The 26,405-nt window shown below is 67.8% G+C and carries 24 protein-coding genes; 13 read left to right on the plus strand and 11 right to left on the minus strand.

Annotation, left to right across the window (positions count from 1 at the left end; translation table 11 throughout):
- Nucleotides 1-12: 12 nt before the first annotated feature.
- Nucleotides 13-792 carry a polysaccharide deacetylase family protein gene (locus tag ACIHCQ_RS08700; protein WP_399659194.1) on the plus strand — a complete coding sequence of 260 codons (780 nt, stop codon included), beginning with the start codon at nucleotides 13-15 and terminating at the stop codon, nucleotides 790-792.
- A gap of 102 nt (nucleotides 793-894) precedes the next feature.
- Entirely contained in the window at nucleotides 895-1,989 is a 1,095-nt protein-coding gene (locus ACIHCQ_RS08705; protein ID WP_399659123.1) for a DUF5925 domain-containing protein, read from the plus strand.
- A 164-nt stretch (nucleotides 1,990-2,153) separates the two neighbouring features.
- Here the strand turns inward: ACIHCQ_RS08705 and ACIHCQ_RS08710 are convergent, their stop codons facing one another.
- Nucleotides 2,154-2,735: a hypothetical protein gene (locus ACIHCQ_RS08710; RefSeq protein WP_399659124.1), complete on the minus strand. Its 582-nt coding sequence runs from the start codon at nucleotides 2,733-2,735 to the stop codon at nucleotides 2,154-2,156.
- Between the two features lie 116 nt (nucleotides 2,736-2,851).
- Nucleotides 2,852-3,535 (minus strand): response regulator, encoded by a 684-nt coding sequence (locus ACIHCQ_RS08715; RefSeq protein ID WP_399659197.1) that lies wholly within the window; start codon nucleotides 3,533-3,535, stop codon nucleotides 2,852-2,854.
- Nucleotides 3,536-3,702: 167 nt separating this feature from the next.
- On the opposite strand from ACIHCQ_RS08715, the gene ACIHCQ_RS08720 reads away from it, so the two are divergent.
- The 3 genes from ACIHCQ_RS08720 to ACIHCQ_RS08730 are packed head-to-tail and all read left to right on the plus strand — an operon-like array spanning nucleotide 3,703 to nucleotide 6,740.
- A complete protein-coding gene (locus ACIHCQ_RS08720) occupies nucleotides 3,703-4,686 on the plus strand; it encodes a Bug family tripartite tricarboxylate transporter substrate binding protein (RefSeq protein ID WP_399659126.1) in 984 nt (327 codons plus the stop codon).
- Nucleotides 4,683-5,234, plus strand: coding sequence for a tripartite tricarboxylate transporter TctB family protein (locus ACIHCQ_RS08725; RefSeq protein ID WP_399659128.1), 552 nt, complete (start codon nucleotides 4,683-4,685; stop codon nucleotides 5,232-5,234). The genes ACIHCQ_RS08720 and ACIHCQ_RS08725 overlap by 4 nt, the downstream gene beginning before the upstream one ends.
- Before the next feature lie 3 nt (nucleotides 5,235-5,237).
- Nucleotides 5,238-6,740, plus strand: coding sequence for a tripartite tricarboxylate transporter permease (locus ACIHCQ_RS08730; protein WP_399659129.1), 1,503 nt, complete (start codon nucleotides 5,238-5,240; stop codon nucleotides 6,738-6,740).
- Between the two features lie 49 nt (nucleotides 6,741-6,789).
- Here the strand turns inward: ACIHCQ_RS08730 and ACIHCQ_RS08735 are convergent, their stop codons facing one another.
- Together ACIHCQ_RS08735 and ACIHCQ_RS08740 are read right to left on the minus strand one after the other, a co-directional pair.
- Nucleotides 6,790-7,293, minus strand: coding sequence for a DUF402 domain-containing protein (locus ACIHCQ_RS08735; protein ID WP_399659131.1), 504 nt, complete (start codon nucleotides 7,291-7,293; stop codon nucleotides 6,790-6,792).
- Nucleotides 7,256-8,194 (minus strand): GNAT family N-acetyltransferase, encoded by a 939-nt coding sequence (locus ACIHCQ_RS08740; RefSeq protein ID WP_399659133.1) that lies wholly within the window; start codon nucleotides 8,192-8,194, stop codon nucleotides 7,256-7,258. The genes ACIHCQ_RS08735 and ACIHCQ_RS08740 overlap by 38 nt, the downstream gene beginning before the upstream one ends.
- A 94-nt stretch (nucleotides 8,195-8,288) precedes the next feature.
- On the opposite strand from ACIHCQ_RS08740, the gene ACIHCQ_RS08745 reads away from it, so the two are divergent.
- The 4 genes from ACIHCQ_RS08745 to ACIHCQ_RS08760 all read left to right on the plus strand — a co-directional run bounded on the left by ACIHCQ_RS08745 (nucleotide 8,289) and on the right by ACIHCQ_RS08760 (nucleotide 11,317).
- Nucleotides 8,289-8,663, plus strand: coding sequence for a GntR family transcriptional regulator (locus ACIHCQ_RS08745; RefSeq protein WP_399659134.1), 375 nt, complete (start codon nucleotides 8,289-8,291; stop codon nucleotides 8,661-8,663).
- Nucleotides 8,664-8,836: 173 nt separating this feature from the next.
- The gene (locus ACIHCQ_RS08750) at nucleotides 8,837-9,724 is read left to right on the plus strand and encodes an oxaloacetate decarboxylase (RefSeq protein ID WP_399659135.1); all 888 of its coding nucleotides are present in this window, start codon (nucleotides 8,837-8,839) and stop codon (nucleotides 9,722-9,724) included.
- Between the two features lie 146 nt (nucleotides 9,725-9,870).
- Nucleotides 9,871-10,275, plus strand: a complete 405-nt coding sequence (locus ACIHCQ_RS08755; RefSeq protein WP_399659136.1) for a hypothetical protein — start codon at nucleotides 9,871-9,873, stop codon at nucleotides 10,273-10,275.
- Nucleotides 10,265-11,317 (plus strand): bile acid:sodium symporter family protein, encoded by a 1,053-nt coding sequence (locus ACIHCQ_RS08760; protein WP_399659138.1) that lies wholly within the window; start codon nucleotides 10,265-10,267, stop codon nucleotides 11,315-11,317. Before ACIHCQ_RS08755 ends, ACIHCQ_RS08760 begins: the two co-directional genes overlap by 11 nt.
- On the opposite strand, the gene ACIHCQ_RS08765 is transcribed toward ACIHCQ_RS08760, so the two are convergent.
- Together ACIHCQ_RS08765 and fxlM are read right to left on the minus strand one after the other, a co-directional pair.
- The gene (locus ACIHCQ_RS08765) at nucleotides 11,229-11,834 is read right to left on the minus strand and encodes a hypothetical protein (protein ID WP_399659140.1); all 606 of its coding nucleotides are present in this window, start codon (nucleotides 11,832-11,834) and stop codon (nucleotides 11,229-11,231) included. The genes ACIHCQ_RS08760 and ACIHCQ_RS08765 overlap by 89 nt on opposite strands.
- A 125-nt stretch (nucleotides 11,835-11,959) precedes the next feature.
- Nucleotides 11,960-13,111 carry a methyltransferase, FxLD system gene (fxlM, locus tag ACIHCQ_RS08770; RefSeq protein ID WP_399659142.1) on the minus strand — a complete coding sequence of 384 codons (1,152 nt, stop codon included), beginning with the start codon at nucleotides 13,109-13,111 and terminating at the stop codon, nucleotides 11,960-11,962.
- A gap of 114 nt (nucleotides 13,112-13,225) precedes the next feature.
- On the opposite strand from fxlM, the gene ACIHCQ_RS08775 reads away from it, so the two are divergent.
- Complete coding sequence (locus ACIHCQ_RS08775) at nucleotides 13,226-14,572, plus strand: ATP/GTP-binding protein (protein ID WP_399659144.1); 1,347 nt, start codon at nucleotides 13,226-13,228, stop codon at nucleotides 14,570-14,572.
- Nucleotides 14,569-15,189, plus strand: a complete 621-nt coding sequence (locus ACIHCQ_RS08780) for an RloB family protein (RefSeq protein ID WP_399659145.1) — start codon at nucleotides 14,569-14,571, stop codon at nucleotides 15,187-15,189. Before ACIHCQ_RS08775 ends, ACIHCQ_RS08780 begins: the two co-directional genes overlap by 4 nt.
- 415 nt (nucleotides 15,190-15,604) lie before the next feature.
- Here the strand turns inward: ACIHCQ_RS08780 and ACIHCQ_RS08785 are convergent, their stop codons facing one another.
- Nucleotides 15,605-16,651, minus strand: a complete 1,047-nt coding sequence (locus ACIHCQ_RS08785; RefSeq protein WP_399659147.1) for a beta family protein — start codon at nucleotides 16,649-16,651, stop codon at nucleotides 15,605-15,607.
- 720 nt (nucleotides 16,652-17,371) lie between these two features.
- On the opposite strand from ACIHCQ_RS08785, the gene ACIHCQ_RS08790 reads away from it, so the two are divergent.
- Nucleotides 17,372-18,277, plus strand: coding sequence for a lytic polysaccharide monooxygenase (locus ACIHCQ_RS08790; protein ID WP_399659148.1), 906 nt, complete (start codon nucleotides 17,372-17,374; stop codon nucleotides 18,275-18,277).
- Between the two features lie 43 nt (nucleotides 18,278-18,320).
- On the opposite strand, the gene ACIHCQ_RS08795 is transcribed toward ACIHCQ_RS08790, so the two are convergent.
- The 4 genes from ACIHCQ_RS08795 to ACIHCQ_RS08810 all read right to left on the minus strand — a co-directional run bounded on the left by ACIHCQ_RS08795 (nucleotide 18,321) and on the right by ACIHCQ_RS08810 (nucleotide 25,054).
- Nucleotides 18,321-19,181 (minus strand): esterase/lipase family protein, encoded by an 861-nt coding sequence (locus tag ACIHCQ_RS08795; RefSeq protein ID WP_399659150.1) that lies wholly within the window; start codon nucleotides 19,179-19,181, stop codon nucleotides 18,321-18,323.
- Nucleotides 19,182-19,324: 143 nt separating this feature from the next.
- Nucleotides 19,325-20,278 (minus strand): DNA polymerase thumb domain-containing protein, encoded by a 954-nt coding sequence (locus ACIHCQ_RS08800; protein ID WP_399659152.1) that lies wholly within the window; start codon nucleotides 20,276-20,278, stop codon nucleotides 19,325-19,327.
- Nucleotides 20,275-23,799, minus strand: coding sequence for a DNA polymerase III subunit alpha (locus ACIHCQ_RS08805; protein WP_399659154.1), 3,525 nt, complete (start codon nucleotides 23,797-23,799; stop codon nucleotides 20,275-20,277). The genes ACIHCQ_RS08800 and ACIHCQ_RS08805 overlap by 4 nt, the downstream gene beginning before the upstream one ends.
- A 169-nt stretch (nucleotides 23,800-23,968) precedes the next feature.
- The gene (locus ACIHCQ_RS08810; protein WP_399659200.1) at nucleotides 23,969-25,054 is read right to left on the minus strand and encodes a S1 family peptidase; all 1,086 of its coding nucleotides are present in this window, start codon (nucleotides 25,052-25,054) and stop codon (nucleotides 23,969-23,971) included.
- A 377-nt stretch (nucleotides 25,055-25,431) separates the two neighbouring features.
- Between ACIHCQ_RS08810 and ACIHCQ_RS08815 the strand changes: the two genes are divergently transcribed.
- Nucleotides 25,432-26,298 carry an alpha/beta fold hydrolase gene (locus ACIHCQ_RS08815; protein WP_399659155.1) on the plus strand — a complete coding sequence of 289 codons (867 nt, stop codon included), beginning with the start codon at nucleotides 25,432-25,434 and terminating at the stop codon, nucleotides 26,296-26,298.
- Nucleotides 26,299-26,405: the final 107 nt, after the last annotated feature.

Raw genomic sequence — 26,405 nt, forward strand, 5'->3', positions numbered from 1 at the left:
GTGCCGATCCTGATGTACCACGCCGTGGGGCACCGCCCGGCGAAGGCCGCGTACGGTCTTTCGGTCTCTCCCGATGCCTTCGCCGAGCAGATGGAGCTGCTCGACGAGCTCGGCTTCACGCCCGTCACCACCGCGCAGCTGGGCGCTGCCTGGCGGTCAAAGGGCGAGAGCCTGTTGCCGGGCAGGCCCGTGCTGATCACCTTTGACGACGGTTACGAGGGCGTGCACCGGCACGCCCTCCCTGTCCTGGCCAAGCACGGCTTCGTCTCGACGCTGTTCGTCTCGACCGGCTGGCTGCGCGGTGCGTACGAGGTGGGGGGCGCGCTCGACACCATGCTCGACTGGGGTCAGGTACGCGAACTGGCCGCGGCGGGCACGGAGATCGGCGGCCACACCCACACCCATCCGCAGCTGGACCAGCTCAATGACGAGCACCTCCGGTACGAGACGGTCCGCTGCCGGGACGTCATCGCCGACGAGCTGGGCGCGCGGCCGCTCTCGTTCGCGTACCCCTACGGCTACTCCAGCCGCCGGGTGCGCGGCGCGGTCCGCGCGGCCGGTTTCGCGCAGTCGCTGGCCGTGGGCAACGGGCTCGCGGTACGGCGGCAGGGGCCGTACGCACTGGAGCGGGTGACGGTACGGCGTACGACCGGCATCGGGGAGTTCGAGCGGCTGATCGTGGGCAGGTCCGTCGCGCGGATCTTCGCGAGGGACCGTGCGCTGACGAAGGCGTACGCGGTGGTGCGGCGGGCACGGCGGATGCGCGGGCTGATCCAGGAGGCGCGCGGCTGATACGCGATCCGGGGCCGGGTGCCGGGGCGTAGGCGGGGTGGGCCGAGTAGGCGGCGGGCAAAAGACCGTGCGCGCGACGGCCCTGTGGCAGATCATGGGCGCATGTCTGCCAAGCCTCAGGACGCTCTGCCGATCCGGCTCAACGTCGACGACAGCGATTCGCCTTCGGATGTCGTCGACGCGCTGTTCCTCGGCCGTTTCGCGACGGGCGAGCAGCCGTACTCCCACAGTTCCTCCATCGACAGAGTCAGGCCGGGCGTGACGCTGCTGCCGCCGGCCGCGTCCGTACTGCGCTCGGCGCGCGACGACGACCGCAGCGCCACACTCGCCGAGGGCGAGGGGTGGACGCTGCTGGTCTCGCGCTGGAACCGGGGCGCCGATGTCACCGTCACGGCGGTCAGTTCCGAGCTCGCGGAGAAGGTCCTGGGGCAGGCGACGGACGGCGCCCAGGACGAGCCGGAGCCGCAGCCGGAGAACGTCACGATGGGATTCTGGTACGTATCCCCGCGGCGCGGCCCGCACCGCACCACCCGTCAGATCGCCGCGGGCACCTGGGAAGAGGTCCGGTCCAACTACACGGCGCCGGTCGCGGAGGCGATGGACCGGCTGATGAAGGTGACGCCGGACGACATCGCGGGCCGCCTGCTCCTGCTGCACGGCCCGCCGGGCACCGGCAAGACCTCCGCGCTGCGGACGCTGGCCCGCTCCTGGCGGGACTGGTGCCAGGTCGACTGCGTACTGGACCCGGAGCGGCTCTTCAACGACGTCGGCTACCTGATGGACATCGCGATCGGCGAGGACGAGGGCACGGCGAAGGGCCGCTGGCGGCTGCTGTTGCTGGAGGACTGCGACGAGCTGATCCGCGGCGAGGCCAAGCACACGGCGGGCCAGGCGCTGTCCCGCCTGCTCAACCTGACGGACGGCCTGCTGGGCCAGGGCCGTAACGTCCTGGTGGGCGTGACGACGAACGAGGACCTTGAACGCCTCCACCCGGCGGTGGTCCGCCCGGGCCGCTGCCTGGCCCGCATCGAGGTCGGCGCGCTGACCCGGAGTGAATCGGTGAGGTGGCTGGGCACGGAGGAGGGAATCGGCCGCGAGGGCGCGACGCTGGCGGAGCTGTACGCGCTGCGCCGCGGCACGACGCCCGCGTCCGTCCCGGCGCAGCACGACGGCCCGGAGGCGGGCCTGTACCTCTGACGGTCACCCCGGGGCCACCGGCGCGGGCGGCGGTGTCGACCCACTTGCGCTCCAGCGCCATCGCGCTCCGGAACCCTTCCAGTACGCCGTCCAGCCCACCCGGACGTGCCGTTATCCGGTGAGCGGCTGCGGCAGGAGTGGGCCGAAGCCGGAGGCGGGCGAGGTCACAACGCCGTCACCGGCGCGTCCGACGGCAGGCGGAAATGCGTGCGGGCCGCCGCTTCCATCTGGGCGGTCCCGTCCCAGTCCCCGTGCCGGACCATCTCCGCGCCCCCCTTCGAGAAGGAGCGGCCGATCCAGGCATCGTGGCCCGCACCGTCCGGTGCGCTGCCCTGGTGGCGGACGCGGTAGACGGCCGCCTGCCCTGTCCCCTCCCGCGACAGCTCCATCAGCCGAGGGGCGTGCACGCCGCTGCCTTCTACGAGGCTCCCGGCACGGGCGGCGAGTTCGGAGCAGACCATGTCCAGGCCCACCTTCACGGACCCGTCCTCCAGCTCCCGGATCTCGATGATCTTCTCCGCGCAGAACCAGCGCGCCGTAGCCACCAGAGAGCTGTCGTCGGCCAGAAAGCCGCCGTTCTTCTCCTGGGCGGCGATCAGCGCGTCGTGCACAACCGGCTGGACGGCCTTCCTCAGCGCCGGGTCGACCTCCGGCGCGGGCGGCGCCGTACAACCGGCGATCGCGACCACCCCCGCCAGGACCGCGCCCGCCGCACCGGCGGCCCGCCATACACGTAAACCGCTCATCGTTCCCCCACCCCTCCGGGCGTCGCCCGGGCTCGCGCTCTAGGACGAGGACAGGCCGTTCGAGGTTGCCCCAAGCCGCGTGCTCTCCCCGCTCAGCCGATCCGCCGATCCGCCGCTCAGCCGATCGGCCGGTACCGCCGCTCCGGGCGCCCCGTCCCCCCGTACCGCAGCGACACCTCCACCCGCCCCGTCTCCACGAAGTACTCCAGGTACCGCCGCGCGCTCACCCGCGACAGCGAACCCGCCGCCGCGCACTCCGACGCCGACAGGCCGCCCGGATGCTCCCGCAGGACCCGCTCCACCAGCTCCGCCGTGTGGACCGCCAGGCCCTTCGGCAGTTCGCGGGAGCCCGGCGGGCGGGTGCCGAAGATCTGGTCGACGTCCTCCTGGCGCGCCTCGCCCAAACGGTCGAAGCGTGAGCGGAGCGCGGCCACATGCCGCAGCTGTTCCTGGAGCGTCGCCTGGTTGAAGGGCTTGATCAGATAGTGCAGAGCCCCCGCCCGCAGGGCGGAGCGGACCAGCGTCGCGTCCCTCGCCGCCGTGATGAACAGCGCGTCGACGCTCCCGCGCTCCTCATCGCGCTCCTCCGCCGCGCGTAGTTCGCGCAGCACGCTAATCCCGTCCATATCCGGCAGATAGATGTCGAGCAGCACCAAATCGGGTCGAAGTGTCTCCGCGGCGCGCAGCGCTCCGGCGCCGCTGTGGGCCACTCCGACGACCGTGAAGCCCTCCGTCGCGGACACATAACGGCTGTGCAGCTTGGCGACCATGAAGTCGTCGTCCACTACCAGCACCTTCATCACGCCGCCACGCTAAGCCGCTACCACAACGACCACAACGTCCGTTGATTGCGGAAGGGAGACAGGTTCTTAACGCGCAGGCAACATGTGGGCCACCTCACAGGGTTCTTTATCCCCCTCCGACATTCCCCCTCCCCCTCCTCCGACTCTCCTGAAAGGCGGCACCCGTGCGATTGCGCGCTCCCCTCGCCCTGCTCGGGGCGGCACTGCTGGTGCTCGTGGGGCCGCCGCTGCTCACCGCAGGCAGTGGCTCCGACACCGGTACGCAGATCCCCGGCCTGCGCTTCATGGTCCCCAATACGCCCGGCGGCGGCTACGACATCACAGCCCGTACGGCCGCCAAGAACGCCGAGGACGCCGACCTCACCAACAGCATCGAGGTCTTCAACCTCCCCGGCGCTGGCGGCACCGTCGGCCTCACCCGGCTCGTCGGCGAGCACGGCAATGGCAGGCTCGCCATGTCCATGGGCCTCGGCGTCGTCGGCGCCGTACACACCAACAAGTCCCCGAAGACCCTTGCCGACACCACCCCGATCGCCCGGCTCACCCAAGAGCAGGACATCGTCGTCGTCGGCAAGAACTCCCCGTACAAGACCATCCAGGATCTGCTCGCGGCCTGGAAAAAGAACCCGGGCAAACTCCCGGTCGGCGGCGGGTCCTCGCCCGGCGGGCCCGACCACCTCGCGCCCATGCTGATGGCGCAGGCCGCCGGGATCTCCCCCAAGACCGTCAACTACATCCCGTTCGACGGCGGCGGCGAACTCCTCGCCTCCATCCTCGGCAACAAGTTGGCCTTCGGTGTCTCCGGCGTCAGCGAATACCTCGACCAGATCAAGTCCGGCGAGTTGCGGCTGCTGGCCGTCACCGGACCCAAGCGGGTTCCCGGTCTGGACGCACCCACCCTGCGCGAGGCCGGGCTCGACACCGAGTTCACCAACTGGCGCGGCATCGTCGCCCCGCCCGGCCTCTCCGACTCCGAGCGCGACAAGCTCATCACCCTCGTCGAGGAGCTGCACGACTCCGAGCAGTGGAAGGAGTCGCTGAAGAAGAACGGCTGGGACGACGCCTTCCTCACCGGCGACAAGTTCGGTGACTTCCTCGAAGAGCAGAACAAGAGCGTGGACTCGGTGCTGAAGGAGCTCGGGCTGTGACGACAGAGAACGGATCAGAGACCGGAACAAGCACTCCCACCGCCGGCCGGCCCTCGCGGGGCTGGCTGCGCGAGAACTCCGAACTCGGCGTCAGCCTCCTGCTGCTCGTCATCGGTGCGCTCGTCCTGACGGACGCGCTGACGATGGATGTGGCAGTCGCCCAACGCGGGCCCATCGGACCCAAGACCGTCCCCATCGTCGTCGGCATCGGGCTGCTCATCGTCGCCGTACTGCTCGCCATCGATGTCCTGCGCGGCGGTCGCGGCGAAGCCGAGACCGGTGAGGACATCGACCTCAGCGAGCCGAGCGACTGGCGTACGGTGCTGCTCCTCGCGGGCGTCTTCCTCGGGTTCGCCGTGCTCATCGGCCCGCTCGGCTTCCCCATCGCCGGAGCGCTGCTCTTCTGGGGCGCGTCCTTCGCCCTCGGCAGCCGTCACCTCGACCGCGATCCACTGATCGCCGCCGGGCTTTCCCTGTTCACCTACTTCGTCTTCAACAACCTGCTCGGTGTTCCGCTGCCGGGTGGCCCGCTGATGGGAGTGCTTTAGCCGATGGACTCTCTCAACTCTCTCATCGACGGCTTCGGCACCGCGCTGACCCCGATGAATCTGCTCTGGGCAGCGATCGGCGTGCTGCTGGGCACGGCGATCGGCGTACTGCCCGGAATCGGCCCCGCGATGGCGGTGGCGCTGCTGCTGCCGGTGACGTACGGACTCGAACCGACCGGCGCGTTCATCATGTTCGCGGGCATCTACTACGGCGCGATGTTCGGCGGTTCCACCACTTCGATCCTGCTCAACACGCCAGGTGAGAGCGCGGCCGTCGTCGCCGCCATCGAAGGCAATCCCATGGCGAAGGCCGGACGCGGCGCACAGGCCCTCGCCGCCGCCGCCATCGGTCACTTCGCGGGCGGCATGATCGGCACCATCCTGCTGGTCCTGCTCGCTCCCACCGTCGCCAAACTGGCCGTGGACATCGGCGCACCCGACTTCTTCGCGATCATGGTGCTGGCCTTCATCGCGGTGACGTCCGTGCTCGGCTCGTCGCGTATTCGCGGCCTCGCCTCGCTGCTGATCGGTCTCACCCTGGGCCTGGTCGGCCTGGACCAGATGACCGGGCAGCAGCGGCTCACCTTCGGCTCGCTCCAGCTCGCCGACGGCATTGACGTCGTGATCGTCGCGGTCGGCCTCTTCGCGATCGGCGAGGCCCTGTGGGTCGCGGCTCACCTGCGGCGCGGCGGCGGGGAGCCCATCCCGGTCGGCCGCCCCTGGCTCGCCAAGTCCGACCTCAGGCGCACCTGGAAGCCCTGGCTGCGCGGGCCCCTCATCGGCTTCCCGTTCGGCGCGATCCCGGCCGGCGGCGCGGAGATACCGACGTTCCTCTCCTACGTCACCGAGAAGCGGCTCTCCCAGCACAAGGAGCAGTTCGGCAAGGGAGCCATCGAGGGCGTGGCCGGACCTGAGTCGGCGGCCTCGGCCTCTGCCTCCGGCACCCTGGTCACGATGCTGACGCTGGGCCTGCCCACCACTGCCACCGCGGCCGTCATGCTCGCCGCCTTCCAGCAGTACGGAATCCAGCCGGGCCCGCTGCTCTTCGAGCGCGAACCCGACCTGGTGTGGGGCCTGATCGCGTCACTCTTCGTCGGCATGGTGCTGCTGCTCGCCCTGAACCTGCCGCTGGCGCCGGTGTGGGCGAAGCTCCTGCGCATTCCGCGGCCGTACCTCTACGCGGGGATTCTGTTCTTCGCGGCGGTCGGCGCGTACGCGGTCGGCGGTGAGGCGCTGGACCTGGTGATCCTGCTGATCATCGGGCTGATCGGCTTCGGCATGCGGCGGTACGGGCTTCCCGTGCTGCCGGCGGTGATCGGTGTCATCCTCGGCCCGGCGGCGGAACAGCAGCTGCGCCGGGCGCTTCAGATCAGTGACGGCAGCGCGACGGGTCTGGTGAACACTCCGTTCTCGGTGACGGTGTACGTGGTGATCCTGATCCTGCTGGCCTGGCCGCTGCTGCGGAAGCTGATCATGCGCCGGAACGGCCGTAACGTATCGGTCTGACCCCATGCCCATGAACGTCCTCCCCCCGCACACGGCGAGGGGAGGACATTCATGTGAGCAGGGTGGTCAACTTGCCTTGCTTGGCGAGGAGTTCGAGCTCGTCGAGAGCCTGTACGGCACGGTCCGCGGCCTCCGGGTCGCGTCCCGCCAGGCCGCTCGCCTCGAACTCGTCCTCGTCCAGGCGCAGTACGGCCGAACCGTCCGCCGACACCCACAGGTCGAGGTCCAGGTCCTCGACCACCAGCTCGCCGCCTTCGAGGGCGGCGGGGCGCGTGATGTCGCAGTACCAGCCCTTGAGCGTGCCGTCGCCCGTGCGGACCTCCTTCACCGAGAACCAGCGGTCCCGCCAGTAGTACTCGGTGAACACATCACCCGGCTCGAATCGTACGAAGCCGAAATCGCGCGTCCCCCCGGTGCCCGCCCAGGGGGCGCGGACGGAGACGCGCGTGCCGTCGTCGGCAAGCAGTTCGGCCGGATAGCTGATCTTTGTCGCGCCTGCCTTGATCAGCCGGACCTCAACCGAGGATGCCGGGGGTGTCGAGGGTGCGGACATGGTGTACCTCCGTCGCGCAGATCTCGTAGCCGAACCACCTGTTGATGGCCAGCATGGGGCCATTGTCGGCGTCATTGCTGGTGAACGCGTCCGTGTAGCCGGCGGCGCGGGCACGGTGCAGGGAGTCGGTCTTGGCGAGCTTCGCGAATCCCCGGCCGCGGTGCGCGCGCAGGGTGCCGGTCATGCCGGACGCATAGCGGGTGCCGCCGTCGGTGAAGGCCGCGGTGAAGGCGACGGCCTCGCCGTCCACCACCACGACCGTGGTGAGGCCGCGGTCGAGCAGCGGCTCGCTCCAGGTCTGGCTGAACCAGTCGTCGTAGTCGGCGAGGTCCACGCCGATGTCGCCGGGCTCGTCCGAGGAGGCCTCGGCGTCGACCAGGAAGAGCGGACGCGGATCGGCCTCGAAGTCCAGGGCGGTGCGCAGCTCGACGCCCGCGGGCAGTCCGCCCGGGGCGGGGAGGGTGCCCTTGGCCAGGTCGAGACGCTGGAAGTGGGCCGAGCGGGTCGGCCGGTAGCCGTGCTTCTCGGCGAAGGCGAGGGCCCCGGGCTCCCGCATGGCCCAGGCGTACACGGTCGTGGCGCCCTCGGCCGCCAGATGCTCCTCGGCGGCGCGCAGGATCATCGAGCCCGCGCCCAGCCGCTGGTGGTCCGGGTGGACATGCGGGGTGACAGTCGACTGGCCCGGCTCACTGGCGTCGTACACGATGCCGACATGAGCGGTGCCGATGATCTCGCCGTCCTTCTCCGCGACCAGCAGCCGGTACTTCTTGGCCGGGTTGGCGGTCGCCACGCGGAAGACGATGGACTCGGGGGTCGTCACCAGGTGGGGGAGGGTGGCGTGCCTGACACGGGACACGGCGGCGGCGTCCTCGGTGCGGAAGTCACGGACGATCACAGTCATGGGGCGCACGGTACGGGCCCGCCGGGTGGCACTGCCTCCCATTTTTTCCCATGAGTCCGTCCGTCGTGGGAGAGACGTGGGAGAGAATTCATCTGTGACCTTGAAGATCGTTCTTGATGCCGGTGCGGCCGTCGCGCCGTACGAACAGCTGCGTACGCAGATCTCCGAACAGGCGCGGTCGGGCGCGCTGCCGGTGGGCTACAAACTGCCGACCGTGCGCGGCCTGGCGGAAGACCTGGGCCTCGCCGCGAACACGGTCGCCAAGGCCTACCGCGCCCTGGAGGCGGACGGAGTGATCGAGACCCGGGGCCGCAACGGCACGTTCGTGGCGGCGGCGGGCGACGCGGCCGAACGCCAGGCGGCGTCGGCGGCGGCGGCGTACGCGGAACAGGCGCGCCGCCTGGGCCTGACGCGGGCGGCGGCCCTGTCGGCGGTGGAGGGGGCGCTGCGGGCGACGTACGGCGAGTGAGGGCGGGATTGTTGCCGCGACACGAAAAGGAATAGCCAATTATCGGTCCGTATTAATTGTGCAATATTGATCAATTTTTACCAAACCTAGTAACGCCACGGCGTGTCGCGTTACTTGCCCTTGGCTTTCTGGAAAGCTTGGCTCGTCAGACTTTTCCGTCCGAGGGGAGAGCCATGCGCTACGGAAATGCCTTGCGGGAAGCAGTTAAATCACCGCAGACAACGCCGCTCATCGGAATTTACGATATGTATTCCGCGTCCATCGCGGCCCAGCACTACAACGGATTCTTCGTCTCCGGCTTCGGGTTCGCCGCTTCCCACTACGGCCTCCCCGACATCGGTTACATTGCCTGGCCCGACATGATCGCCTTCGCCGAGCGGCTGCGAATGGCCTTCCCCGGGCACCACATGCTGGTGGACATCGACGACGGATACGTGGACCCCGAGGTCGCCTGCCATGTGGTGCAGCGGCTGGAGCGCGCCGGGGCTTCCGGAGTGATCCTGGAGGACCAGAAGCGACCGCGCCGCTGCGGGCACGCGGACGGCAAGCTGATCCTGCCGCTGGAGGAGTACCTGGAGAAGCTCCACCTGGTGCTGCAGAGCCGGGAGGACCTGCTGGTGGTGGCCCGTACGGACGCGACGGACGAGCCGGAGATCGTACGGCGGGCGACGGCACTCGCGGAGACCGACGCGGACGTCATCCTCGTCGACGGGGTGCGGAGCGTGGAGTGGATCCGCAAGATCCGTACGGTCGTCGGCGACAAGCCCCTGCTGTTCAACCAGATCGCGGGCGGGAAGTCGCCGAGGCTTTCCCTCACTGAGCTCTCCGAACTGGGTGTGGATGTCGCCATCTACAGCACCCCGTGTCTTTTCGCCGCGCATGGCGCGATCAACGGTGCGCTGGTCGATCTGAAAATGGCCGACGGACGGCTGCCCGACACCAGCGCAACCGGAGCCATCGGGGTAAAGGGATCCACAGAATTGTTGGAAAAGAATATCAGCAGACACCATCGCGGCCGGCAGCCGATTTCGATCCCCGCCTCGGCCCCGGCACCCGTCTGACTCCGGCGGCCCGGGTTACGAATCCGGGCCCCTCCCCCACCCCCTATCCGTAGCCTCACTAACGTCATGGACCCAATCCCTTGTCATCGAATCCTTTACGGGCGGCCGGAACCGGTCGGCAACGAAACACCAATAACGGACCCCGCTTGCCGCGCGGATCCACGGCGAGCGTCATTGGCCTCGTCGCGGCGCTCGCGAGCATCCTGTGCGGCGCCGGCGTCGCACAGGCCGACGAGGACTCGGAAGCCGAAACGGACGGATCGGGCCCCGGCCGGAACGTCGGCCTGTTGGTGATCGACAACTCCCGGGCCGACTCCTGGCTGGAGATGGACCGCATGCTCAACACCCTGATCGACAGCAAGGGCACGGCGGGCAGCGACCACGACGGGGGCGGCGGCGCCATCGACGTCCAGACCGGGGACACATCCGCCCCCGCCACCGCCCCCGGCTCCACCAGCGCCCCCGAACAGGGGTCCTCCCCCTCCCCGCTCAGCTGGATCGGGACGATCGGCCACCCGCCCTGGCAGGGCGAGAACGGTGATGGTGAGTGAGGTGAAGCCGGTGTCCTGGCTGCTCTCGTGGCCGGGCCGGCTGTGGAGGGCGGTCGACCCCTATGTCGCCGCCCTCCTCGGTACGGTCGCCCTCGCGGCACTGCTGCCCGCGACCGGCCGGGCGGCCCTCGCCGTGGGCAGCGCGGCCGATGTCGCCATCGGCCTGCTCTTCTTCCTGTACGGGGCACGGCTCTCCACCCGCGAGGCGGTGGACGGCCTGCGGCAGTGGAAGCTCCACCTCGTGGTGGGGGCGAGCACTTTCGTACTGTTCCCGCTGCTGGGCCTGGCCGCGAGCGGTCTCGTCCCGTATCTACTCACCGACCGGCTCTACACCGGTCTCCTCTTCCTCTGTGTCGTCCCGTCGACCGTCCAGTCGTCGATCGCGCTCACGGCCACGGCCCGGGGCAATGTCCCGGCCGCCATCTGCGCGGGCACGTACTCCAGCCTGTTCGGAATGGTCGCCACCCCGCTGCTCGCGGCCTGGCTGATCGGCTCCACCGTCAGCTTCTCGCCGGACGGGCTGCTGTCCATCACGGTCAAGCTCCTGCTTCCTTTCCTTGCCGGGCAAGTGGCGCGCCGTTGGATCGGGGGATTCGTCGGGCGCCACAAGAAGCGGCTCGCCCGCCTCGACAAGGCCTCGATCCTTCTGGTCGTCTACACGGCCTTCAGCAGGGGCATGGCGGAGGGCATCTGGCGCCAGGTCACACCGCTACGCCTGCTCGCGCTGCTCAGCCTGGCCGCCGCCCTGCTGGCCCTGGCCCTCACGACGACGTCGTTCGCCGCGCGGCGCCTGGGGTTCAACAGGGAGGACAGGATCACCATCGTCTTCTGCGGCTCGAACAAGAGCCTGGCGACGGGGCTTCCGATGGCGGCGGTGCTTTTCGGGGCCTCCGCCGCGCCGGTGATCCTTCCGCTCATGCTGTACCACCAGATGCAGTTGATGGTGTGCGCGGTCATCGCGGGCCGGTGGTCCCGTCAGCCTCTGGCAGCGGCCCCGACTGCTCGCCCGCCCCAGTTGCGGGCACGGGGAGCGGCGGGCTGACAGCCTCCAGGTCCGCCGGGCGGAAGTGGTTCCGCACGGCCTGTTCCCACAGGTCCAGTCCCGCGCGGAGGAGTTCGCTCACCGCCGCGGTCTCTTCGTCCGTCCAGGCTCCCTCGCCACCGTCCGCCGCGAGAGCGTCGCCGCCGAATATCTTCTCGTAGGCGCTGTCGTGGACCGGTCCTTGCGGGGGAAGCGGTGAGCCCGCCTGCACGCTGCGGGAGAGATCTTCGAAGAAGTTCCACGCATTCAGCAGCAGCCCCGCCGACACCGCGTCATGGCGGGGCTGCTCGACCCACTGCCGTACTGGGGCCAGATCCAGAGTGGCTTCCTCTTCCGAGAGGAGCTCCCAGCCGTTGCGATCACAGCACTCCTCCAGCGCCTTGAGGTCATGGAACGCGAGGAGCCGTCCGCGGTCGTCGACGATGAGCATGTCGGGGTCGTCGCCCTCGCCGGGCCGCCAGATCAGAGTCAGGTCCCCTCTTCTGGCCGTGATGCGGTACGGGTAGTAGTCAGTCATTCGTCGTCTCCTGTGGTGCTGCGGCGACACTCACCGCGTGGTCATGCCGGGCCCTGCACGTTCCGGCCCGCACCAGTTTGCCGCTGACATTCGGCCTCTTGTGCCTTGACTTGTGGGCCGCGCATTCATGTTTCGTCCGTTGGCTCCCGATAGGCGATGACCAAGCGGCAGGACGGCTTGGCGATGACGTATCCGGCGCTCACCTTCTCGTGAGGTGTGCCCGCCGGGTAGACGGTCATGACGGGCTGGGCGGTTCTGTCCTCGCCCCAGGCGCGGATCTGACAACTCAGGAGAAAGGCGAGGTCTTCGCCCACTGGCCCGTAACCGATGGCGCCGAGGCGGAAGTCTGGCTCTTCTTCGTTCTCCACACGCTCTGTGATCATGTACGCCAGGGAGGAATCCTGTACGAGAGCGGCGGTGCGGATGGGGACAGCCGGGCGGCGCAGTCCCGCCTCCATCGCGGCGGGTTTTGCTTCGATACGGCAGGTTCCCTGCTCGCTGGCGCTCAGGCGGAGCCACACACCGTCGAAGGGTTCCTCGGCCCCCACGGTCACGTCCGTCCAGACTGTCTCGGCGGGCGCGTCAAGGACGCCGTCCAGTCGCTTGGTGTCGATGTCCTGGTCGGCGTCCCAGTACAGGGTCACGTCGCCATCGGAATCGATGGTGCCTTCGCGCTCGCCGTCCTGGCCGATCATAGGAACGAATCCGCACAGTTCGACGGAGTCCGACACCATCTGGTCGCCGTGGCGGGTGAAAGCCACGGACCGGGTCTGCCCGCGCCAGCGCAGCGGCAGGACGAGCCGACCGCCGTCAGCGATCTGGTCCCACCAGGGAGCGGGCAGGTCCCATACACCGACCGTGGCGATGACCTGCTGGTAGGGAGCATTTTCGGGTGCGCCGAGAGCACCGTCACGGGTGAGGACGCGAACGCGGTGGTGCCCGGTGGCGTCGAGGGCAGCGCGGGCGTGCGCGGTTACATCCGCATCGATGTCGACAGAAGTCACTTCACCTGACGGTCCGGTGAGATGGTCGAGGAGCGCGGCGTTGTAACCGGTGCCGACACCGATCTCCAAGACGTGATCGCCGGGTTCGACGTCGAGTTGGTCGAGCATCATGGCGACGACCGCGGGCTGCGAAGCGCAACTGAGCGGAAGCGGACCGCCCGGGTTGTCCTTGATGGTGACGGACTGGTTGCCAGCGGGATACCGGGCAGGTGAGCGTCGCGGGCGATGGCGCGCATGGCCGCTTCGACGCGAGCGGACAGAAGGGGTAGGCACCCTCTGTGGCTGGGGCGGTCGGCTCCACGGCTTTAGGCAGATGCAGCTAGCGGTGTAGCTACACAAGGCGTACGGTTTGAGGTGAGATCAGGGCGGTAATCGTCCTACAACTGGATGAAACTGCACCTAGCCTGTGAGGTAGTCATGCTTCTGAGGTTCCGTGTCACCAACCACAAGTCCATCCGTGACACCACTGAACTCGTGCTCACCAAGTCAAGCTTCGAAGGAGTACGCCCCAAGGATGGCGACTGGAGCTCGGTGACTAATCGTGTCGTCGGCATTTTCGGACCCAATGCGTCAGGGAAAACCACACTCCTAGATGCAATGGATTTCGCCGTGAAAGCCATCAAAAATTCCGCCAACTGGAGCGATCGAAAATCCTTCCCTCACGCCCCCTTCCTGCTCGACAAGGACTCCAAAAGGGAAACCTCCGCATACGAATTCGACTTCACGGTCAAGGGGACGCGCCATGCATACGGCTTCGAAAGCAGCTCCAAGGGGGTCGCCTCCGAGTGGCTTTACTCATTTCCAGAGGGCCGACGCCGCATCCTCTTCGAGAGGAGCGGCCCGGAGTCAGACGACGTGACGTTTAGCAGGAACCTTAGAGGAGAAAATGTTCGAATTTCCCGCCTGATGGGAAGCTATAACCTTTACCTCTCCACGGCAAGCATGGCCAACCACGCCTACTTGCGGCGAATTCACCACTACCTGACCAAGCATTTGCCCTATGCTGCATTTTCCGAATTCTATAAACAGAGTCGAATCATGTCGGTTAAGAAATGGATAGAAGACAAGGAAGCTCTACAGCAGGCCCAAACTTTGCTGCGCTTCGCCGATCTGGGGATCCATCGTCTCTCGTTGGAGGAAATTGAAATCGACGAGAAGACTAAGTCGAGCATGCATAGGGCAATGAAAGCCATTCTAGAGGAGGGGGATGATGAAGAAGAATTCTTCGCCAACTTCCTGGAAGAGCAAAGGAAGGTGATCAGCTTCTGGCATAAAGGATCATCCCCCGAGGATTCTCACAATCTAGCACTAAGCGATGAGAGCAGCGGTACGGTCGCGTGGCTTTCTCTTGCATTGCCGGCACTGCGAGAGATTAAGTACGGCGGAGTACTGCTCGTGGACGAACTCGACTCCAGCCTGCACCCGAGGCTCGCGTCGGCACTCATCGCCATGTTCAAGTCCCCGAAGATCAACCCCCTTGGGGCCCAGCTTGTATTCACCTCACACGACACTTCCCTAATGGGACACCTCTCCGGTGATGGCCTAGACAGGGAGGAGATGTGGTTTGCCGAGAAATCTCCCGATGGAGTCACGGAAATCTATCCTCTGACGGATTTCCCCGTCAAGAAGGACCATAATATAGAACGCCGGTATCTCGGCGGAAGGTACGGGGCGGTCCCCACGCTCGCTTGGGAGGAATTGCTCGCGTCTCTGCAGATGGAGGCTCAAGCGTGAATCTTCGCCAGTTGCGCGGCCCCCAAAAGATCTCGAAGTCGAAAAACAAGCGATCCGAGTACACGAAGATTCTTATCGCTGCTGAAGGCGTTAACACGGAGCCACAGTATTTCGAGAAATTCACCGCACTAATGAGGGCCAAAGCCGTCCGAGTAGTCAGCGTCAAACCAGTCGGAGTCGGTCGAGATCCTTTAAGCGTGGTAAAAGAAGCGAAAAGACTTCGAGATTTAGAGGAAAAAGGCGGGGACCCCTTTGATGCAGTCTGGTGCGTGGTGGATGTGGACGAACACGCCAGTCTTGAGAGGGCATGCATCGAAGCCAGCCGTTTGAGCATCGAAATAGCGATCAGCTCACCGTGCTTCGAAATTTGGCTACTGTGGCATTTCGAGAACCGCGCATCATGGATAAATGCAGCCACACTTTCTAAACTCCTACGAAAACAGGGCTTCACCGGAAAGAGTATGCCGGATGGATTCCCCTATGAAAAATACCCGGAAGCCATGGCTCGCGCCTCTAGATGCGAAGAGGTTAAAGCAAAGCACGCTCCACCAAATCCGCATAGCTCAGTCCCAAAGCTCATCTCGGCGTTGCTTGAGTTGCATGGCCACAATTCTTAGTGCCACTGCAGTCGTTAGAGTGCTGGCTCACATATCTAGTGGAGCTGGGCCGACGGCCGTAAGAGCCTTCGGAAGTCGTGCCCGAGTTGTTCCATTGCCGTCCAGCGCTGACATCAACGGCTACGGACAGCGGCAGCACTCGGCGGCCGCGACCTGGCTCCACTGCACTCAGGCGAGCCCTGCCATGCCGGGTAAATCTTGGCCACTCCCGCACGGTCATGCATGAAGAGCAGGGTGGGTGAGTGTCTAACCGAGCGACAACGCCGACACACAGCAGCAGACAACCGCACACACCTGCGGACCATCACAGCATGCGAGAGAGACACCGGCCCGAGGTCGAGCGCACGCCCAAGTTGCTTCGGGACGAAGAGGTCGCGAACCCAGTGCAACGACCGGCCCAGGAGCTAACGGCTACTTAAGGGGTGCCCCAGGCTGCAAGCTCCATAGTCACCACCGCCAGGTGGTGAGACGTTGCCCATGCTCGCCACTGCGTCCCGCCGCCCGCCTTCAGCCGCTGCCGGTTTGCGCACTCGTGTAGCCGTGCGTCCCCCCAGGAGGTTCGCGGACCGGTCGCGGGCCAGTGAGGCGAGGAGACGAGGTCGCGGCTCAGGGTGAAGAAGTCGTCGTTCCCCGAGCGCACGCGTGGATAGACGAAGACCTGCCAGCAATCTGATGTCGTGTAGCGCATGTTCGGGTCTGGCGTCCCTCGGCTCTGGGTTGGCATACGAGGATGTGTGACGCCGAAGTCCCCAAAGTCTGGTGGCTTGCCGTGCCGCTGTTGGGCAACTCGCTTCCAGAGCTGCAAATCCAGTCTGCCCACAGGCGTTGCCTGACCGCGGGGAAAGCCCGTCAGGTTGGCAGGGAAGGCGCCGGCAGCTACACACTCATGACGCCATCGCCACTGTGCCAGTAGATCGAGGAGTTCCAAGACTCGCTCTGCCAGGCCACTCATTCCGACACCAGACTGAACGGGACCTGCGTCAATGAGGATGTCTACCTCTTCTGGATCGAGACGGAGTGCGCGGAGCGTTCCCCGGATCTGCCCTTCATCCGGGAGGGCTTCGCCTGAATCTGTCGCAACGCGTAAGCAAGCGCCACGCCGATGACGGGCGTTGGCGTCTGCTGCTTCGCGAAGGACATCGTCAGTGTCAGTGGTGCGGACCACCGGGCACATGGCAACGCCTCTAAGGTCCAGCGATTCGCTCAGGCGCGCGATGGGACCTCCGCTGTCGCCTTCGAGGACCCGCGTCGCGGGTAGGGCTCCGCAGTCAACGGTCAACACCACCCCGGTTGGGATCGCATCCATCGCGCGATCGCTAAAAATCTCAAGCTGATCCCTGACCAGCTCGGGATCGGGGACGAGCTCTAGGACTGGACGCATGCGGGAGCGGACTTCTGCTGTTGCATTCTCAAGTGCCTGAAACTCGCCTGCCTTGGCTTTCAATATCGGGACGTAAGCCACCGGCCACCCCCTAGTGCCGTGTGCACCCAGTCAACGACGTGCCTGGTCACTCTCCGACAGAGTGACCAGACGCCCTCAATACGGATAGAGCACCAAACGAGCCAACAGGCCGAAAGCCGACATTGGACACGTTGACGGAGCTCACGCACTGCGGAACGACTACTTCCGATGGACTGGCGGGTCCACGGGCGGCTCAGTCAGAGCTCCAATCGCTTCCTCGCAGGTCGGCGGCCCTGTGCTGCGGGATCGGCCCATCTCTCCGGAGCCGTGCGTTTGGGGCCACCGAAGGGCTCGCTCATCCCGTCCCAATAACGTAGGGAAGGTTGGCCAAGGTCAACGACCAAGGACGGCTGTGTCGCTGCTGGTCACGAGGCCCTGAACACGGGGCCATCCAGACGCCCAGAGCGGTGTGCCAGTTCCTGCGCCACAAGCCGCAGTAGTCCTGCTGGGAGCCAACGGGGAGCCACTGGTGGCGACACGACGTGGCTCCCTCTGGACGACTACGGACGGCGCACACTTGAAGCACGCGGTCAGTCGGGTGCGCTCCGCAACGTTCCTGAGCCCTCTCTTAGCGTCGCCTTAAAGGGGCCATAAGGATCGCCATCACCCCCTCCCAGCAGGCGATTTCAACGGTCTGAGCGGCTAGCTTGCTCATCACCGGGGCTGGAGCCCATTCCCCGGTCTCCCCCATGCCGTTCATGCTTGAAGGAGTACGTCGCCATGACCGCTCGCCGTAAGGTCACCTCCGTCGCCGCCCTTGGCGTCGTGCCCTTCGCTCTCCTCGGGGTCGTTGCCGGGCCGGCCGTGGCGCACGGGTCGATGACCGATCCCGTGAGTCGGGTATCCGCCTGTTTTGCGGAGGGTCCCGAGAGTCCCGATTCGGCGGCGTGCAAGGCCGCTGTCGCGGCCAGTGGGACGCAGGCGTTCTATGACTGGAACGAAGTCAATATCGCCAATGCCGCCGGGAATCACCAGCAGTTGATACCGGACGGCAAGCTGTGCAGCGCGGGTCGCGACAAGTACAAGGGGCTCGACCTCGCCCGGGGCGACTGGCCGTCCTCACCCTTCGCCTCCGGCAATCGCACCTTCCGCTACAAGGCGACCGCCCCGCACAAGGGTTCCTTCGAGTTGTACCTCACCAAGGACGGGTACGACCCGACCAAGCCTCTCAAGTGGTCAGACCTGGAAGCGAAACCGTTCGCCAAGGTCACCAATCCCACGCTGGAGAACGGTGCGTACGTCTTCAACGGCGTCGTTCCGAACAAGTCCGGGCGTCATCTCGTCTACTCGATCTGGCAGCGCTCTGACTCCCCCGAGGCCTTCTACACCTGCTCCGACGTCGTTTTCGGCCAGGGCAAGCACGCCGTGGCTGCTCCCGTCGCCTCCGCGCCCTCCGCGGAGCAGATCGCGGACAGTGCGGACAAGTCCACGGTCGATCACGCCGGGCACGGTGGCGATGACGCCAAGGAGGCGGTTACGGAGGCCGCCGTACCCAAGGCCGCCGCCGGTGTGAGCCTCGCCGAGACCGGTGGTGGCAGCAGCACCCCATACATCGCCATCGGCGGCGCCGTCGCCATCGCCATCGGTGGAGCCGCGATGTTCGGCACCGTCCGGCGCAAGGCCTGACACGCACCTGCCGTCCGTTCCCGTAGGAACGGACGGCAGATACTCAGTCGAAGACCGACGCGCACGTCGTACGCGTCGCCCGCCCCGGGTCCAGCGCGTTCGCCACCTCATGGAACGCGATCCGGTCGACCAGCCCTAACAGCGCATGCTCCGACAGGTCCAGCGCACACAGGTCCTGCACCAGCACATTCCGTACGTCCGGTCCCGTCAGGTACTGCGAGCGGTACGGCGTCACCACCTCGTCGTAGCGCGTGGCGATGACCGTGTACCGCACCCCTGGCACCGTGTCACCGCCCGCGTTGAGCTTGGTGAGGAAGGGCGAGCCGGCGACCTGGTCGGTCAGTCCCGCCGGGAGAGTCTTGATCAGGTCCTCCGCACCCGGGAAATACGGCAGCAGCTTGGTCAAGCCGCCCAGCGTCGTGCCGTGGTTGTCGGGGGCGATGCCCACCAGCGCGTTCACCTTGGCGGCCCCGCCCAGGAACTTGAGGTAGTAGCGCGGCATCATGCCGCCCTGCGAGTGGCCCACCAGGTCAGCTTCGGGCGCGCCGGTCGCGGTGAGGACCTTGTCCACGTACGTGTCGAGCTGTTCGGCCGACTTGTCGATCGGGCCGAGGCCGTGGAAGAACGGCACGCCGGGGAGCTGCCCGTAGTCGAGGCTGAAGACGCAGTAACCGCGCCCCACCAGGTACGGCGCGAGGCCGAGCCAGTTGTCGACCGAGTTCGCGAGGGTTCCGTGGACCAGGACGATGGGTCGGGGGTGGGCGGCGGAAGGCTTGCAGGAGTAGTTGTTCCAACCGCTGTGAGGTGCGGAGGCAGCGGTGGCGGAAGTGGCGGGGATTAACGCGGCAGACACAGTCAGCAGCAGGGCGGCGACCGGTCTGAGCGCACGTTTCCAGGGCAGCATCGAGCAATCTCCTTGCGGCTCAAGGGAGTAGCGATGGCTGGATTCGAACTGATGGGGGGTTGTTGTGCTCACAACAAGTTACGCGGCGGTAATGAAGAAAGGGAAGTTACGCGTCGGTAAAAACTGCAGCTCGCCGAAGGAAATTACGCGGCCAGCGAGCCCGGCACAATCACCCCGGGGCCGAACCTCGCCCGTGCCTTGTCCGCCACCGCCTCGATCCGCCGCGCCCGCTCGTCCGCCGGGTCGAACGTCAGCTGCCGCGCCGCCCGCTCGACCGGCGTCAGGTCCTCCGCCCGCAGCGCCAGACCCCGCACCCGTGCCCGTTGCAGGCCGAGCGACTCGTGCATCCCGTACACCACACCGGTGAGCGCCGCCGAGTGCGCGGTCGGCTCGCGCAGGGTGCGCGTACGCGTCGTCGTGGACCGGTCCGCGTACCGCACGTTGAGCGCCAGCGACCGGCACACCTGGCCGTCGCCGCGCATCCTCGTACCCAGTTCCTCGGCGAGCGAGAGCAGTGCCCTGCGGTGCTGTACGGGGTCCAACTCATCGCGCGAGAAGGCACGTTCGGCGGTGATCGAGCGCGCCGCGGCGTTCGGGACGACCGTCGTACGGTCGATGCCGCGCGCCTTCTCCCACAGCTCGCGCCCGGCCTTCACCCCGACGAGCCGCTGGAGCACGGCGAGCGGCGCGGCGGCGACGCGGCCGGCCGTGTCGAGGCCGTACGCGCTCAGGTTGCGGGCCGTCGCCGTCCCGACTCCCTCCAGCGCGCCGACCGGCCGGCCGGCCAGGAACCCGGCGACCTCGTCCTCCCGTACCACCAGGGTCGTCCCGGCCGCGGCCAGCCGCGCCGCCATCCTGGCCAGCATCGGGTTCGGGCCCGCCCCGATCGCGCAGTCCACCCCGCAGTGCGCGAGCGCCCGTACCCGTAGCAGCGAGGCGAGCTGGGCCGCGTCCCGGCGGAAGTAGCGTTCGGCGCCGCGGACGTCGATGAGCGCGGCGTCCGGTGGGAGCGCCTGCACGACCGGGCTGATGTCCTCGGCCAGGGCGAGGAGCGCGGGCAGCGCCGCTTCGACCCCGAGTCGTACGCAGAGGATCATCCCGCACTCCCCGCGCTCTGATGCCACAGCTTCCGTCCGATCGTGGCGGCTCCTTCGCCCGGCGGCTGGAGGTCCGCCCAGGGGTTCATCTCGTAGCCCGTGGGCAGGTGGATGCGGCGGCCGGAATCCTCCGTAGGAGCTGCCGACGGAGACGGAGACGGAGCTGCCAGCCGCTCCGCGACCGCGTCGAGCCCGCCCGTACGCCGCAGCTCCACCAGCTCCGCCAGGTTCCACGCCGCCGCGCCGACCACGCTGATGCTGCGCGCACCGCGCCGCTGCACCACCCCGCGCACCAGCAGCAGCCAGGAGTGGAAGACGGTGTGCGCGCACACCGCGTGACTGTCGTCGAAGAAGGCCAGGTCGACCAGGCCCGTACCGTCGTCCAGCGTGGTGAAGATGACCCGCCTGCCGGACCGGATCGGCGGGGTCTGGGTGGCCGCCTTCGCGCCCGCGACCAGCACCGTCTGTCCGTGCCTGGCCGAGCGCAGCCGCTGGGCCGAGAGCACTCCCAGCTCCTTCAGGAAGGCGTAGTGATCCTCCATCAGATGGCGGGACGCGTCCATGCCGAGGACGCCCAGCTCGGCGCTGAGACGTTCCGCATCGCTGAGGTCCGGGAGTCCGACGAGGGCCGTCTGCTGACCGTCGGACTCGGACAGCGGGAGCTGGCCGCCACGGGCGCCCGAACCCCGGTGGCCCGGGTGGCCCCCGTGGCCCTGGTGGCCCCGCTGCGCCCGGTGAAGTTCCGCGAGGTGCAGCAGCAGATCGCGCCGGTTGCCCCCGAACGCGTCCAGCGCGCCGACCTGCGCCAGCCGTTCGGCGACCGGCCGTGAGGGGTGGGCCCGCTGCCAGAAGTCCAGCAGTGAGGAGTAGGGCTGCCCGGCCTCGATCCGCGCCACCTCGGCATCGCTGATGCCATAGACGTCCGAGAGCGCCAGCCGCAAACCCCACACACCGTCAGGCCCATCAGACACCAGTTCGATTCGATGTCCGACCGCGGACCGGTTCACATCCAGCGGCAGCACCGGCACTCCGCGCCGCCGCGCGTCCGCCAGCAGCAGCCGCTTGGGGTACATCCCCGGGTCGTGCGTGAGCAGCCCGGCGTAGAAGGCCGCCGGATGGTGCGCCTTCAGCCACGCCGACTGGTACGTCGGCACCGCGAAGGCCACCGCGTGCGCCTTGCAGAAGCCGTACGAGCCGAACGCCTCGACAATCTCCCAGGTGCGGGCGATCACCTCGGGCTCGTAACCCCTCTCCGCCGCGCGTTGCGCGAACCAGATCTTGATCTTCCCCTGCGACTCGAGGTCGGACAGCCCGCGCCGCACCCGGTCGGCCTCGCCCCGGCCGCAGCCGGTCATGATGTTCACGATCTCGATGATCTGCTCATGGAAGACGACCACGCCGTACGTCTCGCGCAGCGATTCCTCCAGGTCCGGGTGCGGATAGCGGGCGGGCGCCCGGCCGTGCCGGGCCTCGATGAACGGCCGGACCATGTCGGCCGCAACCGGTCCCGGCCTGAAGAGGGAGATGTCGACAACCAGGTCGCCGAAGGACGTGGGCTGCAGCCGGCCGACCAGATCGCGCTGGCCCGGCGACTCGATCTGGAAGCAGCCCAGCGTCTCGGTGGACTGGATGAGCCGGTACGTTTCCGGGTCGTCCGGCTTCACCTGCGCCGGGTCGTCCAGGTCGAGCTCCTGCCCCGTCGTCCGCCGCAGCTCGGCGACCGCGTGTGCCATCGCCGACTGCATCCGCACCCCCAGCACGTCGAGCTTGAGCAGCCCCAGGTCCTCCACGTCGTCCTTGTCGAACTGCGACATGGGGAAGCCCTCGCCGCTGGTGGGCATCACCGGCGTACGCGTGAGGAGTGCGGCGTCCGAGAGCAGCACCCCGCACGGGTGCATGGCGACACCGCGCGGCAGCGCGTCCAGTGCCTCGACCAGTTCCCAGAGCCGTCCGTGCCGGTCCTTTTCCCGGGCGAGGTCGCGCAGTTCGGGCAGTTCCGCCATGGCCGCGCGGGCGTCGCGCGCCCGGATGTGCGGGAAGGACTTGGCGATCCTGTCGATCTCGGCGGGGTCCATGGAGAGCGCGGCGCCCACGTCCCGTACCGCATGGCGCACCCGGTACGTCTCGGGCATGGCGACGGTCGCGACCCGCTCCTCGCCGAAGCGGTCGATGATCGCGCGGTAGACCTCAAGCCGGCGCGCGGACTCCACGTCGATGTCGACGTCGGGCAGCACGAACCGCCGCTTGGACAGGAAGCGCTCCATCAGCAGCCCGTTCTCGACGGGGTCGGCGTGCGCGATGCCGAGGAGGTGGTTGACGAGCGAGCCCGCCCCGGAGCCGCGCGCGGCGACCCTGATGCCCATGTTCTTGATGTCGTCGACGACTTGAGCGACCGTCAGGAAGTACGAGGCGACTCCGTGGTGCGCGATGATGTCGAGCTCGTGGTGCAGTCGCTGCCAGTACTCGCGGCGGTTGTCGTAGCCGTGCAGCACCATGCCGGCGGCGGCCCGGGAGGCCAGTACGCGCTGCGGGGTACGGAGCCCGGCGCCGACCAGCTGCGGTTCCGGGTAGTGGACGGAGCCGAGCCCCAGATCGTCCTCGGGGTCGACCAGGCACTCGGCCGCCGCTTCCTCCGTCATGGCGAGCAGCCGGTACGCGGTGTCGCGCCGGAACCCGGCGGCTTCGGCGACCCGCTCGGCGGTACGCGCCATCGCGGCCGGATCCTTGAGCCAGCGCTCTCCGCTGTCGAGGCCCTTGCGCGGGTCTATGGGTACGAGGCGGCGGGCCGCGTCGAGGACATCGGCGACCGGGCCCTGCCCCTGGTCGGCGTACCGGACGGCATTGGTCAGCACGGGGCGTACGCCCTGTTCGGCGGCGAAGCCGAGGGTGCGGGCGGCGAGCCGGAGCGAGCCGGGGCCGGTGCCCGTCAGGCCGTGGTGAACGACTTCGAGGCGCAGCCGGTCGCCGTAGCTCTCCCGCCAGGGCGCGAGGAGCTCGGCCGCGCGGTCGGGGCGGCCGGCGGCCAGCGCGCGGCCGAGTTCGGAGGCGGGGCCGAGCAGCACGGTCAGGTCCTCGCCGTGGTTGCCGCTCCAGGGCAGCAGCGGGCTGCTGCCGTGACCCGCCGCGTGGGCGAGGGTGATCATGCGGCAGAGCTCGGCCCAGCCCTGGCGGGAGCGGGCGAGGAAAACGGCGCGGGGTGCGGATTCGTCCACGAATGCCCCGCCGCGAACCGGTGTACGTCGACGCTCCGTGGGCCGCTCCGCAGGCTGCTCCATGAGCTGCCCCTCGGCGCGGGTGCCGGCGCGCTCGCCCACCGCGAGGTCCACTCCGAACAGCGATCGCACTCCGGCCCGGGCGCAGGCCCTGGCGAAGCGGACCGTGCCCGCGAGGGTGTCGCGGTCGGTCAGCGCGAGGGCTCCCATGGACCGCTCGGCGGCGCGCTCGGCAAGCCGCTCCGGGTGCGAGGCCCCGTACCGCAGGGAGAACCCGGAAACGGTGTGCAGATGCGTGAACCCGGGCATCCGCACCTCCTGAATCAGCTCGTCTCACCTCCCCCATCTCCACCATAGACCAACTCTCTCGAACATTCGTACGACTGGCATCGCACGCCCCTCCACACGCCTCCCACCTGCGAGAACAGCACGTCGGCCCGCCACGACTGCCGTCGTGGCGGGCCGACAAATGCCCCATTCAGCCGATCTCGGCGCCGAACACGCTCAGTGCCTCCGGCACCGGCTGGAAGAAGGTCTCACCCCCCATGGAACAGTCGCCGCTGCCGCCCGAGGTCAGCCCCAGCGCGGTGTCGTCCACGAAGAGCGAGCCGCCGCTGTCACCCGGCTCGGCGCAGAGCGTGGTCTGGATGAGGCCATGGACGACGTTGCCGTCGTCGTAGTTCACGGTGGCGTCGAGTCCGATGACCACACCCTCGTGCACCTGCGTGGTGGAGCCGCTGCGCCGCACCTCCATGCCGATGGTCGCCTCGCCCGCCCCGGTGATCGGCTGCGAGCTGCCGTCGTAGAGATTGACCTCGCTGGGGTGCGGGGTGCTGCCGGTGTACTTGACGAGCGCGAAGTCGTTGCCGGGGAACTGCGAGTCGACCATCGTGCCGATCGGCTCGCCGCCCGCGGTTTCGGACCACTCGCTGCCGGTCTGACCGCAGTGACCCGCGGTGATGAAGTGCGGCTCACCGTCCTTGACGACGTTGAAGCCGACCGAGCAACGCGCGTCGCCCGCGTAGATGGCGTCGCCGCCGGCGAGGAGCGGTTTGAGCTCTCCGGCGGACTTCTTCAGCTCCGCCTTGGCGCCCAGCCCCTTCACCACCTCGCTGAGCCTGGTCCACTCGGCGCCCGTGACCGTACGGTCGGCGGTGACGGCCACCTTGTTGGTGACCGGGTTCACGGCCCAGGAGGTGCCGGGAATGGTCGCCTTGTCGGCGAGGGTCTCCCGGACGGTCGTCAGCTCGGCGAGGGTGTTCCGCACGATTCGCGCCGTGCCACCCGCCTCACGCACGAGTTGGGCGGCCGTCTCGTCCACGACATTCACGACGAGGGACTTCGTCCTGGCGTCGTAGTACGTGCCCGCCTGATCCTGGCCCAGATCTTCGCTAAGAGTGGAAGCAAGGTTTCCGGCCGCCACCGCGGACAGACTCTTGGCTGTGAACGGCTCGGTGTTTCCACTGGCGTTCGCACTCTGAAAGGTGGCGCCCGCGGCTACGAGAGCGAGGACCGCGCCGCCCGCCACTGCCGCTTTTCTCATGAATATGCGTCGGTGCTTCAACATCGACCTCCTGTGGGGGCCGTGTCCGGGCAGGTGGGGCGCCTGAACACGGAAGATGTGGCGCCAACTATCCCGATACCGATCGGTAGCACACAAGGTCGGGATCAGGACGCGCACACGACACAGCGGGGGCGTTCACAGCGCCTCCACAGGGCGTAACCCCAATGGTCGATTTCATTTGCGAACATCGAACTCCATAGCGAGAGAGCCATCGAGTAGGGATTAGTCCTGTCTCGTTTCCCTCTGTTCGGGACCGGACCGCGATCGCGGTCGCTACTCGATCCCCCGCGAAAGGCCCTTGATGGGTAATCATCGAACCGGTGGGGAATGCCACGCTCACGCCTGCATAGGGCACCTACGACGAAGGGGGCTCGGGAGTGCGACGTCGGGTGCGCGCGACGGACGGGCGGCATCTGATGGTGGAGCGACTGGGGGATCCCTCCGGCAAGCCGGTTTTCCTGCTGCACGGCACACCCGGCAGCCGCCTCGGCCCGGCGCCGCGCGGCATGGTGCTGTACCAGCGCGGTACGCAGCTGATCGCGTACGACCGCCCCGGTTACGGCGGTTCGGACCGTCTCGCCGGCCGCAGTGTCGCCGATGTGACACAGGACGTACGGGCGATAGCCGACGCACTGGACCTGGACCGGTTCGCCGTGGTGGGCCGCTCGGGCGGCGCCCCGCACGCGCTGGCCTGCGCCGCCCTGATGCCCGAACGGGTCACCCGTACCGCCGCGCTGGTCACGCTCGCCCCCAAGGACGCGGACGGTCTTGACTGGTACGAGGGCATGGCCGCGTCCAACGTCACCGAGTACACCACCGCGTCGATCGACCCGGCCGGTCTGGCGGAGCGGTTCATCCTGCGCTCCGCCGAGATCAGGAAGGACCCGATCCGCCTCCTCGACGATCTGCGCAGGGAGCTGACCGACTCCGACCGGATGGTCGTGGCGGACTTCGGAGTCAGGTCCATGCTGCTGCGCAACTACCAGGAGGCGCTGCGCAGTTCGGCCTACGGCTGGATCGACGACGCGCTCGCCTTCTGCAGCCCCTGGGGCTTCGACCCGGCCGACATCAAGGGCCCGGTGATGCTCTGGCACGGGGAGAAGGACGTCTTCTCACCCGTGGGCCACTCCCGCTGGCTCGCCAAGCGCATCCCGGGCGCGACGGCCGTCCTGGAACCGACCGCCGCGCACTTCGACGCGCTGCACGCGCTGCCGCGCGTCCTCACCTGGCTACTGGACGACTAGGGCCTGTGTGATGTCGTGATCAATCGGCTGCTCGCAAGAGGTCCTCGAGCCAGATCATCGAGGCGCGAAGTTCGAGGCCGGCGAGGTAGCTTTCGGGTGTCTTGTCG

The organism is Streptomyces sp. NPDC052236 (assembly GCF_044548015.1).
In the GTDB taxonomy this organism is placed as follows: Bacteria; Actinomycetota; Actinomycetes; order Streptomycetales; family Streptomycetaceae; genus Streptomyces.